13 protein-coding genes are annotated in these 14,838 nt (G+C 72.6%); 1 reads left to right on the forward strand and 12 read right to left on the reverse strand.

Annotated elements, in window-relative coordinates:
• Window positions 1-3: 3 nt before the first annotated feature.
• Window positions 4-1,674, reverse strand: a complete 1,671-nt coding sequence (locus ACQFYA_RS15175; protein WP_499125559.1) for a type 2 periplasmic-binding domain-containing protein — start codon at window positions 1,672-1,674, stop codon at window positions 4-6.
• 279 nt (window positions 1,675-1,953) lie between these two features.
• Here ACQFYA_RS15175 and ACQFYA_RS15180 point away from each other — a divergent pair, with 279 nt between their 5' ends.
• Entirely contained in the window at window positions 1,954-5,001 is a 3,048-nt protein-coding gene (locus ACQFYA_RS15180; protein WP_499125560.1) for a glycoside hydrolase family 3 C-terminal domain-containing protein, read from the forward strand.
• A gap of 9 nt (window positions 5,002-5,010) precedes the next feature.
• Here the strand turns inward: ACQFYA_RS15180 and ACQFYA_RS15185 are convergent, their stop codons facing one another.
• The 11 genes from ACQFYA_RS15185 to atpB form a co-directional block, all read right to left on the reverse strand.
• Window positions 5,011-6,288 (reverse strand): N-acetylglucosamine-6-phosphate deacetylase, encoded by a 1,278-nt coding sequence (locus tag ACQFYA_RS15185; RefSeq protein ID WP_499125562.1) that lies wholly within the window; start codon window positions 6,286-6,288, stop codon window positions 5,011-5,013.
• 54 nt (window positions 6,289-6,342) lie between these two features.
• The gene (gene nucS / locus ACQFYA_RS15190) at window positions 6,343-7,038 is read right to left on the reverse strand and encodes an endonuclease NucS (RefSeq protein ID WP_499125564.1); all 696 of its coding nucleotides are present in this window, start codon (window positions 7,036-7,038) and stop codon (window positions 6,343-6,345) included.
• A gap of 55 nt (window positions 7,039-7,093) precedes the next feature.
• The gene (locus ACQFYA_RS15195; RefSeq protein ID WP_499125565.1) at window positions 7,094-7,513 is read right to left on the reverse strand and encodes a DUF2550 domain-containing protein; all 420 of its coding nucleotides are present in this window, start codon (window positions 7,511-7,513) and stop codon (window positions 7,094-7,096) included.
• An 11-nt stretch (window positions 7,514-7,524) separates the two neighbouring features.
• Window positions 7,525-7,809, reverse strand: coding sequence for a F0F1 ATP synthase subunit epsilon (locus tag ACQFYA_RS15200; protein WP_499125567.1), 285 nt, complete (start codon window positions 7,807-7,809; stop codon window positions 7,525-7,527).
• 103 nt (window positions 7,810-7,912) lie between these two features.
• Window positions 7,913-9,394: a F0F1 ATP synthase subunit beta gene (gene atpD / locus ACQFYA_RS15205; protein ID WP_499125569.1), complete on the reverse strand. Its 1,482-nt coding sequence runs from the start codon at window positions 9,392-9,394 to the stop codon at window positions 7,913-7,915.
• A gap of 58 nt (window positions 9,395-9,452) precedes the next feature.
• Window positions 9,453-10,352 (reverse strand): F0F1 ATP synthase subunit gamma, encoded by a 900-nt coding sequence (locus tag ACQFYA_RS15210; RefSeq protein ID WP_499125570.1) that lies wholly within the window; start codon window positions 10,350-10,352, stop codon window positions 9,453-9,455.
• A 2-nt stretch (window positions 10,353-10,354) separates the two neighbouring features.
• Entirely contained in the window at window positions 10,355-11,983 is a 1,629-nt protein-coding gene (gene atpA, locus ACQFYA_RS15215) for a F0F1 ATP synthase subunit alpha (RefSeq protein ID WP_499125571.1), read from the reverse strand.
• An 83-nt stretch (window positions 11,984-12,066) separates the two neighbouring features.
• Complete coding sequence (locus ACQFYA_RS15220) at window positions 12,067-12,882, reverse strand: F0F1 ATP synthase subunit delta (RefSeq protein WP_499125572.1); 816 nt, start codon at window positions 12,880-12,882, stop codon at window positions 12,067-12,069.
• Entirely contained in the window at window positions 12,882-13,487 is a 606-nt protein-coding gene (locus ACQFYA_RS15225; protein WP_499127552.1) for a F0F1 ATP synthase subunit B, read from the reverse strand. Before ACQFYA_RS15225 ends, ACQFYA_RS15220 begins: the two co-directional genes overlap by 1 nt.
• Window positions 13,488-13,489: 2 nt before the next feature.
• Complete coding sequence (locus ACQFYA_RS15230) at window positions 13,490-13,720, reverse strand: ATP synthase F0 subunit C (protein ID WP_344244801.1); 231 nt, start codon at window positions 13,718-13,720, stop codon at window positions 13,490-13,492.
• Window positions 13,721-13,821: 101 nt separating this feature from the next.
• Complete coding sequence (gene atpB / locus ACQFYA_RS15235; RefSeq protein ID WP_499125573.1) at window positions 13,822-14,709, reverse strand: F0F1 ATP synthase subunit A; 888 nt, start codon at window positions 14,707-14,709, stop codon at window positions 13,822-13,824.
• Between the last annotated feature and the right edge of the window lie 129 nt (window positions 14,710-14,838).

Below are 14,838 nucleotides of genomic sequence, written 5' to 3' on the forward strand. Positions count from 1 at the left end.
CGCTCACTGCTGCTCGTCCAGGATGTCCTGGTAGAACCCGCGCAGCTCCTCACCGCCCGAGGACTTCCACGTCTCGACCGCCTCGTCCAGGTCGGCCATCGTCTTGCGGCCGCGCGAGATGTCCTTCTCGAGGTCCACGAACGGCGCGTCGATCCCGGAGTACTGCGACGGCGGGGTGATCTGCATGCCGAAGAACGCGGGCTCCTCCACGTACTGGGCCGCGTCGGCCATCCAGCCGCAGAAGTCCTCGACGAAGCCCGGGTACTGCACGCGCGACTGCACGATCGGCGGGTCCACGAGGAAGATGTACGTGGGCTGCAGCTCCGTGGCGGCGAGCTCGGTGGGCACCGGGAGCCGGTTGTCGTCCCGCGTGAAGTGCACGCCCTCGACGCCGCTGTTGATCAGCTCGAACTCCTGCGTGCCGAACGGCGACGCGAGGAAGTCCGCGACGGCGAGCAGCTCCTCGATCCGCGCCTTGTCGTCGCTCTTCTTGAGGAACGAGTACATGCTGGCCGGGTCGGACTTGAACAGGCGGGGCGTGCCGCCGTCGCCGGCGATCGGCGCGAACGGCTGCTGGTCGTAGTCCGGGTTGCTCGCCCGTTGCCGGCCCAGGGCCTCGTGCCACCCGCCGAGCCCGTCGTTGACGATGAGCGTCTGGCCCGACTCGAACCGCTGCTTGGCGTCCGCGTTCTTGTCCGCCACCGCGTCCGGGTGCACGACGCCCGCGGCGTACAGCTTGGTCTGCCACTCCAGCGCCGCGCGGTACTCGTCGGTCTCGATGCGGTGCACCAGCGCGCCGTCGTCGCCGACCTTCCACTTCGGCGGGACGGCGAACATCATCGTCGCGCCGGTCCACAGGTCGTCGGTGGCCCACCGCTTGCCCGACGGGTCGTTGATCTCCTTGGCGAGGTCGAGCAGCTCGTCGGCGCTCGTGGGCCGCTCGGTGATGCCGAGCTCCTCGAACAGGTCGGCGCGATAGAAGATCGCGTTGCTCAGCAGCTCGCCCGGGAACGGCAGCGCGTAGAGCTTGTCGTTGAACACGCAGACCCGCCAGGCGTCGGTCGGGAGGTTCGCGAGGTTCTTGTACTTCGTGACGTTGTCGCCCGACAGGTACGGCGTGAGGTCCTCGAAGAGCGCCTCGACGGCCTGGCCGAACTTCGGAGGGATGTTCCAGGACGGGATGCTGACCCAGTCCGGCACGTCCTTCTCCGAGGCCAGCACGGCGGCCAGCTTGTCGCCGTAGGTGTTGCCGTCGGAGATCTGGAACGTGACGTTCGCCCCGGCCGCCTCGTTGACGGCGTCGTAGTACTGGTTGCCCTTGGTGGGCGGGATCGTGCCCCACAGCGGCGTCATCGCCGTGTACGTGCCGCCGGACCCCGGCGGTGCGTCGAAGGCCTTGACCAGCTCCTTCGGGATGGACGTGAAGCCGGCGGTGGACCCGTCGACGCTCGCGACGTCGGGCTTGACGTACTCGAGCGGCGCGAACGTGGGCAGGACGCCGGTGCTCACCGTGCCGCCGCCCCCGGTGACCGAGGCCGGCGCGCCGCTGCTGCACGACGTCAGCAACGAGGGGACGCCCACGGCCGCGACCCCGAGGCCCGCGAGGCCGAGGAAGGACCGTCGGTCGAGCATGCTGCGGGCCGGCTTCCCGGGCCCGGACGACTGCGTCTTCATGCGATGTCACTCCTTCGTGGACACCGCGGCACGTCGACGTGCCGCGGGGCGGGTGCAGGCGCCTCTTAGTCGAAGCGCTTCGACGTGGGAGCGTATCCACCAGCGCGTGACCTGGCAATACCCTCGCCGCGGGTCGGGACGCCCGCTGTGCGCCGGATCCCGGCGCAGAGTCGGCCGGCACGCGCCGCGCCTGCCCTTGACGTGCGTCCGGGGTCACGTATTCTCGCTGCCCGGACGTCGCCCCCACCGGGAGGGCGGCGTCGAACCGTTTCGAAATCCATGTCGACGGTTCCCCCACGTCCCGGCGGCTCGATCCCGACGACGAGAGGAGCCCCCGTGCCCCGGTACGAGCAGGACACCACCACCCCCCGCTACCTCGACCCCGAGCTCCCGCCGGCCGAGCGCGCCGCGGACCTGCTGTCCCGCCTCGGCCGCGCCGAGCGGCTCGCGATGCTGCACCAGGTCACGCCCGCCGTCGACCGCCTCGGGCTGCCGGCGTTCCGCACGGGCACCGAGGCCCTGCACGGCGTGGCATGGCTCGGCACCGCGACGGTCTTCCCGCAGCCCGTCGGGCTCGCCGCCACCTGGGACGACGACCTCCTGCGCCGCGTGGGCGACGCCGTCGCGACCGAGGTGCGCGCCAAGCACGCCGCCGACCCGTCGGTCAGCCTCAACGTGTGGGCGCCGCTCGTGAACCCGCTGCGACACCCCGCCTGGGGGCGCACCGAGGAGGGCTGGTCGGAGGACCCGCACCTCACCGCGCGGCTCGCCGCCGCGTACGCCCGCGGCCTGCGCGGCGAGCACCCGCGGGTCTGGAAGACGGTGCCCACCCTCAAGCACTTCCTCGCCTACGGCATCGAGGCCGACCGGGCGGTGCTGAGCGCCTCCCTCCCCCTGCACGTGCTGCACGAGTGGGAGCTCCCCGCCTACCGCGGGCCCGTCGAGGCCGGCGTGGTGGGCGCCGTCATGCCGTCGTACAACCTCGTCAACGGCCGCCCCAACCACGTCGCCCGCGAGCTGCTCGACGAGCTGCGCTCCTGGACCGACGCCTCCCTCGCCGTGGTGTCCGACGCCGGCGCGCCCACCAACCTCGTGGTGGGCGAGCGGTACTTCGCCGACCACGCCACGTCGCACGCCGCCGCCGTGCGCGCCGGGGTCGACTCGTTCACCGACCACGACGCCGACGCGGCGCCCACGGTCGCGCGGCTCACCGCCGCCCTCGACCGCGGCCTCCTCGACGACGCGGACGTCGACCGCGCCGTCCTGCGCCTGCTCGAGCTCCGCATCCGCACCGGCGAGCTCGACGGCGACGCCGACCCCTACCGCGCCATCGGCGCGGACGCGATCGACCTCCCGGCGCACCGGGCGCTCGCCCGGGAGGCGGTGGCCCGCTCCGTCGTGCTGCTGCGCAACGACGGGCTCCTCCCCCTGCGCTCCCCCCGGCGGCTCGCCGTCGTCGGCCCCCTCGCCGACGGCGTCCTCACGGACTGGTACTCCGGCACGCCGCCCTACGAGACCTCCGTGGCCGACGCCGTCGCCACCCGGTACCCGGGCGCCGACGTCACCGTCGTCGACGGTGCCGACCTCGTCGCCCTGCGCTCCACCTCCACGGGCCGGTACCTGCGCGTGACGGCGGACGCGGCCTCCGTGGTGGCCGACGCCCGGAGCGCCGCGGCGCCCGACACCCACCTGGACGTCACCGACTGGGGCGACGGCGTCCTGACCCTGCGCTCCGTGGGCAGCGGCCGCCTCCTGACCGGCGCCGCGTGGATCGTCACCGCCGACGCGCCGCGGGTGGGCGGCTGGGTCGCGCAGGAGACGTTCCGGCTTCACCACCACCGCGACGGCACGTGGTCGCTGCAGCACGTCGGCAGCGGCCGGTGGCTCCGGGTGCAGCAGGGCTCCGGGATGCTCGTCGCGGAGGCGGCGACCCCCGACGAGGCCGAGCGGTTCGCCCTGCGCACGGTGCGCTCCGGCGAGGCGGAGGTCGCGCGTGCGGCGGCCGACGCCGACGCCGTGCTCGTCGTCGTCGGCAACGACCCGCACGTCGCCGGCCGCGAGACCGAGGACCGGCCGCACCTGCGGCTGCCCCGCGCCGCCGAGGAGCTGTGGCGCGCCGCCCACGAGGCGAACCCGCGCACGGCCCTGGTCGTGGTGTCGAGCTATCCCTACGTGCTGGGCGACGCCGCGCGGGACGCCGCGGCCGTCGTGTGGACGTCGCACGGCGGCCAGGAGCTCGGCCCCGGACTGGTCGACGTGCTGTCCGGCGACGCCGAGCCCGCCGGACGGCTCGCGCAGGCGTGGCCGGCCACCGAGGACCAGCCCGGCGACCTGCACGACCACGACGTCGCCCGGGCGGGCGCGACCTACCGGTACGCGACCGGCGAGCCGGCCTTCGCCTTCGGGCACGGGCTGAGCTACACCACCGTCGCCCACGAGCGCCTCGCCCTGGACCGGGACGAGGTGGCCGCGCCGCCTGCCTGGGGCGCCCGCGATCCCGGTCCGGGCACGTCGCTGGCCGCCTGCGTGGGCCTGCACAACACGGGCGACCGGCCCGCCGAGGAGCTGGCGCAGGTCTACGCACTCCCGCCCGCGGACGCCGCGGGCCGTGCCCCGCGGCGCCTCCTCGTCGGGCACGCGCGCGTCCGGCTGGCGCCCGGCGAGCGACGCGACGTCGAGGTCCCGGTCGACCTGCGCCGCCTCGCCACCTGGGACGTGGGAGCGGCGGCGCCCGGCGGGCGCGAGCCGGACGGCGACCTGCACGTCGGGGCGTTCGGGGTGCGCCCGGGCACGTACGTGCTCGCCACGGGGCCGTCCAGCGCGGACCTGCCGCTCCGCGCCGCCCTCCTCGTCACCGGCCCGGAGCCCGCACCGCGCGGTGCCGCCGGGCTCCGGCTCGCCGCGCACGCCTCGCACGCCGACGCGGGCACGGTCCTCGGCGACCGCACCCGCGAGACCGGGATCTGCGTGGACGTCGCGCCCGGTGCGGGCGAGGCCTGGGTGCGGCACGACCTGCTCGACCTGTCCGGGGTCCGCGCCGTGCGCGTCGAGCTCGCCGGACCGGGCGGGCCCGACGGCGCCCGGACGGTCGTCGTCGAGGCTCGCCCCGCGCGGTCGGCCGACCCCTGGACGACGCTCGCCCGGGTGTCGGACGCCGTGGGCGCCGGACCCGTGGACGTCGAGCCACGGTACGCGTGGCGCGCGGTGGCGGCGCCGGTGGACCCGGACATCCTCGGGAACCGGGCCGTGGTGGACGTCCGCGTCCGCGTCGTGGCGGGCACGAGGCTCGCGGGGACGACGTTCGTCGACGACGGAAGGTCCGGCTGACCGGCGCCGTCAGGCGACGGGAGCCCCGGCGCGGAACACGCGGCGCACGCGCAGGTCGCCGTCGGTCTCCACGACGTCGGCGCGCCGGCCGACCACCAGCCCGCCCACGTCGGCGCGCCCGAGCACGCGGGCCGGAACCCAGGACGCGGAGCGCACGGCGTCCACCAGCGGCACCCCCGCGGCGACGGTGGCGCGCACGACGTCGACGAGGTGCGCCGTGCCCCCGGCGATGGAGCCCCCCTCGGGGTCGGCGGGATCGGTGAGGCGCGCGACGCCGTCGCGCACCGTGACGGCCATCGGCCCGAGCTGGTAGGAGCCGTCGGGCATCCCCGCCGCCGCCATCGCGTCCGTGACCAGGGCGACCTGGTCGGCCCCGACCGTCTCCAGCACGGTGCGGACCGTGGCCGGCGCCAGGTGCACGCCGTCGGCGACGAGCTCGACCACGAGGTCGCCGCGGGCGGCGGCGGCCAGGCACGCGGCGACGGGGCCGGGCGCACGGTGGTGCAGCGGCCGCATCCCGTTGAACAGATGGGTCGCGGTCATCTCGCGCGCGGGCGCCTCGCCCTCCGCCGCGTGCGCGGCCAGGCCGGCGGCGACCTCGGCGACGAGCGCCTCGGCCTGCTCTGTGGTGGCGTCCGTGTGCCCGAGCGACGGCACCACGCCCGCCGCGACGAGCGCCGCGGCGACGCCGTCCGGCCCGGCCACGCCGTCGACCTCGGGGGCCACCGTCATCGTCCGCAGGTGCCCGCGCGCGGACTCGACGAGGTCGCGGACCAGGGCGATGTCGCCGGGCACGAGGTCGTCCGGGCTCTGCGCCCCGCGGCGCGCGTGGGACAGGAAGGGGCCCTCCGCGTGGATGCCCGCGATCTCGCCGGCCTCGGCGAGTTCGGCCAGCATGGCCGCGCGGGCCAGGAGGGTCTCGCGGTCGGCCGTGACGAGCGACGCGAGCATCGTGGTCGTGCCGTGCCGGCGGTGCTCCAGCACCGCGACCATCGCCTCGTCCGCGCTCGTCGCGTCGGGGAAGCCGACCCCGCCGCCGCCGTGGTCGTGCAGGTCGACGAGCCCCGGCAGCAGCACGGTCCCGGGCTCGGGCTCGGCGGCCCGCGCCACGGCCTCGGCCACCGCGGGGTCGGCGTGCTCGGCGGCGACGAGCGGGCCGACCCACCGGACGAGGCCGTCGGCGACGACCACGACGCAGTCCTCGATCAGGTCCTGCGGGGTCACGACGCACCCGCGCAGCGCGACGATCTCGCCGGACGTCAGGGACGGGGAGGTGCCAGCACTCATGCCGCTCATCCTGCCGCACCGAGCGAGAATAACGAAAGTTCGCTCACAAACTGCCTAGAAGAGCCGGGAGTCGACGTCGTCGACCCCGCGCATGGCGTCGTAGTCGAGGACCAGGCACTCGATCCCCCGGTCCGTCGCCAGCACGCGTGCCTGGGGCTTGATCTCCTGGGCGGCGAAGATGCCGCGCACGGGCGCCAGCAGCGGGTCGCGGTTGAGCAGCTCGAGGTAGCGCGTGAGCTGCTCGACGCCGTCGATGTCGCCGCGGCGCTTGAGCTCCACCGCGACCGTCGCGCCGGACGCGTCGCGGGCGAGGATGTCCACCGGCCCGATCGCGGTCATGTACTCGCGCCGCACCAGCGTGTGGCCCGTGCCCAGCCGGTGGATCTGCGCGGCCAGCAGCTCCTGCAGGTGCGCCTCGACGCCGTCCTTCACCAGGCCGGGGTCCACGCCGAGGTCGTGGGCGGAGTCGTGCTCCACCTCGTGCAGCTCGATCTCCAGCCGGTCGTCCGACTTCTGGTGCTGCACCGTCCAGACCTGGGTCACGCCGCGCTCCCGCGCCTCGTCGTCCGGGTCGGAGACCCCCGTCGCGCAGGGCGGGCTCATCCAGTTGAGGGGCTTGTACGAGCCGCCGTCGGAGTGCAAGAGGACGCTGCCGTCCGCCTTGACGACGATCAGCCGCGTGGCCAGCGGCAGGTGTGCGGTGAGCCGGCCGGTGTACCGGGCCGAGCAGCGTGCGACGACGAGACGCACGGTCCCCCTCTTCGTTCGTGGCGGTCGGGTGGGGCGGGAGCCGCCCTCCAGAACCCTAGAGGACGAGGTCGCGCCGCCCCGGGGGCGCGGACTCGAGCCAGGAGGCGAGGCCGGCGTACGCGCCGGACGACATCAGCAGCTCGAAGTCCGTGCCGTCGTAGCGGCACCGCACCAGGACCTGGTCGGCCTGGCCGGCCTGGTCGAGCGGGGCCCGGCCGGTGATCGTGAGGCCGTCGCGCTGCCAGACGCGCGCGGGGCGCGGGGCCAGCGACCAGCCCCGCCACCAGTCGATGCGGCCCACGGCGTAGTGGGCGATCCCCACCATCCACGCGGCCTGCGGGTCGTCCGCGGGCCGGGCGTGGCAGGGGAAGGAGCCGACCCTCCGGGAGAGGGTCCGCAGGCGGGAGGCACCGGCGGCGAGCACCAGCCCGAGCGCGACGACGAGCGCGACCGCGACCCAGACGACGTACGCCACCGGCACCTGCCTCAGCGGAGCGCCGGCTCGCGGCCGGACAGCTCCGACACCTCGTCGACGACGATCGTGACGAGGTTCCCGTCGACGGAGACGAACCCGCCGGTGACCTGCGCCTCGACCGCCGTGCCCTGGGCCGTCGACACCCGGACGGTGCCCGGGCGGAGCACCGCGAGGAGCGGGGCGTGGCCGGCGAGGATGCCGACCTGGCCGTCGACGGACGGGGCACTGACCTCGCGCGCCGCGCCCGACCAGACCTTGCGGTCGGCCGCGACGAGGTCCACGTTCAGCTCTGCCATTGCCAAGTCCTCTTTCCCATCGTGCGGGGGGTCGTGCGACGGTCACGTCGTCCCGCCGGGAGGGCGTGCCTCCCGGCGGGACGACGCGGCGGAGACGAGACCGTCAGGCCCCGTACTCCTTCTGGATACGGGCCCAGTTCTCCTCGAGCATCTCGAGGCCGCCGATGTTGTAGAACGCCTGCTCGGCGATGTGGTCGAACTCGCCCTCGGCGATCTTCTTGAACGCCTCGATGGTCTCGCTCAGCGGCACGGTGGAACCCTCCACGCCGGTGAACTTCTTCGCCATGTAGGTGTTCTGGGAGAGGAACTGCTGGATGCGACGCGCACGCGCGACGACCGTCTTGTCCTCCTCCGAGAGCTCGTCCACACCGAGGATCGCGATGATGTCCTGCAGCTCCTTGTTGCGCTGCAGGATCGACTTCACCTGGGTGGCCACGTCGTAGTGCTCCTGGCCCACGTAGCGCGGGTCGAGGATGCGGGACGTCGAGGTCAGCGGGTCGATCGCCGGGTACAGACCCTTCGACGCGATCTCGCGGGAGAGCTCCGTCGTCGCGTCGAGGTGGGCGAACGTCGTCGCCGGCGCCGGGTCGGTGTAGTCGTCCGCCGGCACGTAGATCGCCTGCAGCGAGGTGATCGAGTGACCGCGCGTCGACGTGATGCGCTCCTGCAGGACGCCCATCTCGTCGGCCAGGTTCGGCTGGTAGCCCACCGCGGACGGCATGCGGCCGAGCAGCGTCGACACCTCGGAACCGGCCTGCGTGAACCGGAAGATGTTGTCGATGAACAGCAGCACGTCCTGCTTGCGCACGTCGCGGAAGTACTCCGCCATCGTCAGCGCGGACAGGGCGACGCGCAGGCGCGTGCCCGGCGGCTCGTCCATCTGGCCGAAGACCAGCGCGGTCTTGTCGAAGACGCCGGCCTCCTCCATCTCCGCGATGAGGTCGTTGCCCTCACGGGTGCGCTCGCCGACGCCGGCGAACACGGACACACCGCCGTGGTCCTGGGCGACGCGCTGGATCATCTCCTGGATGAGGACCGTCTTGCCGACGCCCGCACCGCCGAAGAGGCCGATCTTGCCACCCTGGACGTACGGGGTGAGCAGGTCGATCGACTTGATGCCGGTCTCGAACATCTGCGTCTTCGACTCGAGCTGGTCGAAGGCCGGCGGCTTGCGGTGGATGGACCAGCGCTCGTTGATCTCGATCTTCTCGCCCGGCTTGGCGTTCAGCACGTCGCCGGTCACGTTGAAGACCTTGCCCTTGGTGACGTCGCCGACGGGCACGCTGATCGGCGCGCCGGTGTCGGTGACGACGGCGCCACGGACCAGGCCGTCGGTCGGCTTGAGCGCGATGGCGCGGACCAGCGAGTCACCCAGGTGCTGGGCGACCTCGAGCATGAGGGTGAAGGACTTCTCGCCCTCGCCCTGCGTCGACAGGTCGATGTCGACCGTCAGCGCGTTGTAGATGTCGGGGATCGCGTCCTCGGGGAACTCGATGTCGACGACGGGGCCGATCACGCGCGCGACACGGCCCACGCCGGGTCCGCTCTGGTGCTCGACCGGGGCTTCCACGGTGGTGGCGGTCATTGCTTGCCTCGCTTCGAAGGGGTCGTTCCGGGTGTCAGGGTCGTCCGCGTCATCAGGGTCATGATGCCGCGAGGGCGTCGGCACCCGAGACGATCTCGCTGATCTCCTGGGTGATGTCCGCCTGGCGGGCCTGGTTCGCCAGGCGCGTGTAGGTGCGGATCAGGTCCTCGGCGTTGTCCGTCGCCGTGTGCATCGCCCGCTGGCGCGCGGCCAGCTCGGACGCCGCGGCGTCGAGCATGAAGCTGAAGATGCGGCTGCGGACGTACCGCGGCAGGAGCGCGTCGAGGACGCTCTCCGGCGACGGCTCGAAGTCGTACAGCGGGAACACCTCGTGCTCGCCGGGCGCGGACACGCCCTCGACGACCTCGAGCGGGAGCATCCGCACGACGCGCGGCCGCTGGGTGACCATGTTGACGAACTGCGTGTACACGACGTGCAGCTCCGAGACCCCGCCCTCGTCCGCCGGGGCGAGGAACGCCCCGAGCAGCGTCTCGGCGATCTCGCCGGCGACGTCCGAGTCCGGGCTGTCCGAGCCGTACGACCACTGCCCCGCGAGCTGGCGCCCGCGGTAGTGGTAGTACGAGACGGCGCGACGGCCGGTCGCGTAGAGGTCGACCTTCTTGCCCTCGCCCTGGAGCTGCGCGACGAGCCGCTCCGTCTCACGGATGATCGACGCCGAGTAGGCGCCGGCCATGCCGCGGTCCGACGCGATCACGAGGACCGCGACGCGGTCGGTGTCGTGCCGCTCGCTCGTGAGCGGGTGCTTGGTCGACGTGTGCGTGGCGACGGCGGACACCGCGCGGGTGATGGCCCGCTCGTACGGCGCCGCCGAGGCCGTGCGCGCCCGCGCCTTGCCGATGCGGGACGCCGCGATCAGCTCCTGCGCGCGGAACATCTTCTTCAGCGACTGCGTCGACTTGATGCGCTGCTTGTAGATCCGCTGGGCTCCACCGGCCATGCTCAGGCCTTCTTCTGCACGACGAGCTGCTCCTGCTCGACGTCCGCGGCGTCGCCCTCGGTGTCGCCACCGACGAGCGGGGTGCCGTCGGCCTTGAGGAAGCCGTTCCGGACCTCCTCGACCGCCGCGGACAGCGCGTCCTCGGTGTCCTGCTCGAGCTTGCCCGTCGACGCGATGGTGCTGAGCACCTCGGTCTTCCGGCGCAGGTGGTCGAGCATCTCGGACTCGAACCGCTTGACGTCCTCGACGGGGACGTCGTCCAGGCGGCCCTTGGTGCCGGCCCACACGGACGCGACCTGCTCCTCGACCGGGTACGGCGTGTACTGCGGCTGCTTGAGCAGCTCCATGAGCACCGCACCGCGGGCGAGCTGACCGCGCGACGCGGCGTCGAGGTCGGACGCGAACATCGCGAACGCCTCGAGCGACCGGTACTGCGCCAGCTCGAGCTTCAGCGTGCCGGAGACCTTCTTCATCGCCTTGATCTGCGCGTCGCCACCGACTCGGGAGACGGAGATGCCGACGTCGACCGCCGGGCGCTGGTCGGCGTTGAAGAGGTCCGACTGCAGGAAGATCTGGCCGTCGGTGATGGAGATGACGTTGGTCGGGATGTACGCCGAGACGTCGTTCGCCTTCGTCTCGATGATCGGCAGACCGGTCATCGAGCCCGCGCCCAGCTCGTCCGAGAGCTTCGCGCAACGCTCGAGCAGACGGGAGTGCAGGTAGAAGACGTCACCGGGGTACGCCTCGCGGCCCGGCGGACGGCGCAGCAGCAGCGACACGGCGCGGTAGGCCTCGGCCTGCTTCGACAGGTCGTCGAAGATGATCAGCACGTGCTTGCCCTGGTACATCCAGTGCTGGCCGATGGCCGAGCCGGTGTACGGGGCGATGTACTTGAAGCCCGCCGGGTCGGACGCCGGGGCGGCGACGATCGTCGTGTACTCGAGCGCGCCGGCCTCCTCGAGGGCGCCGCGCACGGAGGCGATCGTCGAGCCCTTCTGGCCGACGGCGACGTAGATGCAGCGCACCTGCTTGCTCGGGTCGCCCGACTCCCAGTTGGCCTTCTGGTTGATGATCGTGTCGATCGCGATCGCCGTCTTGCCGGTCTGCCGGTCGCCGATGATCAGCTGGCGCTGACCGCGGCCGATCGGGATCATCGAGTCGATCGCCTTCATGCCGGTCTGCAGCGGCTCGTGCACCGACTTGCGCTGCATGACGCCGGGCGCCTGGAGCTCGAGGGCGCGGCGGCCCTCGCTCTCGACGTCGCCCAGACCGTCGATCGGGTTGCCCAGCGGGTCCACGACGCGACCGAGGTAGCCCTCGCCCACGGGGACGGACAGGACCTCGCCGGTGCGGCGGACCTCCTGCCCCTCCTCGATGCCGGTGAACTCACCGAGGACGACGACGCCGATCTCCCGGACGTCCAGGTTCAGCGCGAGGCCGAGCGTGCCGTCCTCGAACCGCAGCAGCTCGTTCGCCATCGCGCCGGGGAGACCCTCGACGTAGGCGATGCCGTCGGCGGCGACGGTGACGCGACCGACCTCCTCGCTGACCGCGCCCTCGGGCTCGTACGACTTCACGAAGCTGTCCAGAGCGGCGCGGATCTCCTCCGGCCTGATCGTCAGCTCAGCCATTGCTCTCTCCTGTCGTGGCCGCGACTCGCGCGGCCTCACGTTCTGCGTAGCCGACCGGGGGCCGGCGCTGGGCCTGGAAGGGTTCAGCCGGCCAGCCGGCGACGGGCGTCGGCCAGGCGGGACAGCACGGTGGAGTCGACGACATCGGCGCCGACCTGGATGCGCAGGCCCCCGATCACGGCCGGGTCGACCGTGACGTTGAGCTGCACCGCACGCCCGTAGGCGCGCTCGAGCAGCCCGGCGAGCCGGTCCTGCTGGGACTGGCTGAGGACGGAGCCGCTGGTGACCGTGGCCACGAGCCGACGACGGCGCTCGGCCGCGATCTCGCCGTACCACAGCAGCGTCGCCACGAAGCGACGGCCGCGCAGCGAGGTCGTGGCCCGGCGGGCGAGGGCCAGCGTGACGCCGTCCACCTTGCCCGTGAGCAGGGTGTCGACGAGCTGTGCCCGGCGCTGCGGGTCTGTCGAGACGTCCGACAGCACCTGGCGCGCCTCGCGCTGGCCGACGAGCGCCCGGGTCAGCCGGAAGAGCTCGTCCTCGACGGTCTCGAGCGTGCCGCGCGCCTCGGCGGACGCCAGCAGGGCGTCGAGCCCGAGACGCTCCACGGCGTCGGCGAGGTCCTTGTCGCCGGCCCAGCGCGACCGCGCCAGCCCGGTGACGAGGTCCACGACCCGCTCGTCGAAGCCGCCCGCCAGCACGCGGCCGGCGAGGGCAGCCCGGTCCTCCGGGCTGCGCGACGGGTCGGCCAGCGAGCGGCGCAGCGGGCCGGACCCGTCGAGCGCCCCGACGACGGCGAACAGCTGCTCGCCGAGCTCCTGCGCGCCGGCACCGGCCGACCGCAGCACGGGCTCGAACCGCTCCTGCGCCGCGTCGAGGGATGCTCCGCTGGTGCCCCGCATCAGCTCTCCTTGCCGGCCGAGCTGCCGGCCGAAGCAGGCTGCGCGGCGCGGGAGTCGTCGCCGGCCTCGAGCTCGTCGAGGAAACGGTCGACGACGCGCGACTGGCGTGCCGAGTCCTGCAGCGACTCGCCGACGATCTTGGACGCCAGCTCCGTGGCCAGCGCGCCGACCTCGGTGCGCAGCGAGACCGCCGCCGTCTGACGCTCGGCCTCGATCTGGCGGTGCGCCGTCTCGACGATGCGCGACGCCTCCTCCTGGCCCTTCGAGCGCAGCTCCGCGATGATGGCGGTGCCCTCGGCGCGCGCCTCCTCGCGGGTCTTCGCGGCGTCGGCACGGGCCTCGGCGAGCTGCTGGTGGTACTCCTTCAGCGCCTCCGCGGCCTCCTCCTGCGCCTTCTCCGCCTTGGCGATGCCGCCCTCGATCTTCGCGGTGCGCTCGTCCAGCACGGCCTGGAACTTGGGCAGGACGTACTTGTAGAAGACGAGCCCGACGATGACGACGATGACCAGCGACCACACGATGTCATACGTGTGCGGCAGCAGGATGTTGGTCGTCGTCTCCTCGGCGGCGAGGACGTCCGTGTCGGTGTTCAGGGGGGAAGTCATCATCACGGGACGATGAAGCCGGCCACCAGGCCGAGGAGCGCGAGCACCTCGACGAAGGCGACACCGATGAACATGGTGGTACGGAGCTGGCTGGAGACCTCGGGCTGGCGAGCCATGCCCTCGATCGTCTTGCCGATGAGGATGCCGAGGCCGATGCCCGGGCCGACCGCCGCGAGGCCGTAACCGACGGTGCCGATGTTTCCGGTGACCTCGGCGAGGGTGGTGACGTCCACTGGGTTTCCTTCCGTTGGGCGCCGGGCCACGGTGGCCAGGCGTCTCTTTGTGGGGTGCAGTTGTAGGTCTGGTCCGGCTCAGGCCGGCAACCGCGAGACGGTCAGTGCTCCGCCTCGACGGAAAGGTTGAGGTAGACGGCGGTGAGGATCGCGAACACGTAGGCCTGCAGGGCCGCCACGAAGACCTCGAAGAAGAAGAACGCCGAGCCGGCCACGAACGTGCCCGCGCTGAACAGCTTCATCCCGCCCGAGGCGTCGAACAGGAAGAAGGACGTCGCGGCGAAGCAGATCGCGAGCATGAGGTGCCCCGCGACCATGTTGGCCATGAGTCGGATGGCGAGCGTCGCGGGCCGCAGGATGAAGACCTGGAGGAACTCGATCGGCACGAGCAGCAGGTACAGCGGTGCCGGCACGCCGGGCGGCAGCAGCGAGTTCTTGAGGAACCCGCCGACGCCGTGCGCCTTGATGCCGGCGCCGAGGTACATCACGTAGGTCCACAGGGCCAGCACGATCGGCAGGCCGATGACCGAGGTGCCGGCGATGTTGAGGAACGGCACCACACCGGTGATGTTCATGACCAGGACCGTGCAGAAGAGCGTGGCCAGCAACGGGAAGTACTTGCGGCCGTTCTTCTCGCCCAGCACCTCGATGGCGATCGAGTTGCGGACGAAGTCGAGGATCATCTCGATGACGTTCTGGAACCGGCCGGGCACCAGCCGCGCACGGCGGGCCGCGAGGCAGAAGACCAGCAGCAGGACGGCGGCGGCGATGAAGCGCACCAGCATGATCCGGTTGAACTCGAAGGGCGTGCCCTCGAAGAAGATGGCCGGCGGGAAGAAGTCCGCGACCGTCGGCGCGTGGAACTCGCCGTCACCTTCGGCGGCGAGCAGCAGGGGGATCGCTGGCGTAGACAGGAGGGTCTCCCGGAGGTCGTACGGGCCGGGGACGTTCCACTCCTGGGAGGGCACGCCATCGGACCTGGCCGTCATGGATTCGCGAACAGCCTACCGGATGTTCACAGGTGCTCCGACACCCTGGAGGAGAATTTCCGGCCAGATCCCGCGGCTTGTGAAGAAGCGCACGATGTTGCCCCCGGCGACGGATCGTCGCCTGGCGCA

The sequence above is a fragment of the Promicromonospora sp. Marseille-Q5078 genome (genome assembly GCF_050315395.1).
Lineage (GTDB): Bacteria > Actinomycetota > Actinomycetes > Actinomycetales > Cellulomonadaceae > Isoptericola.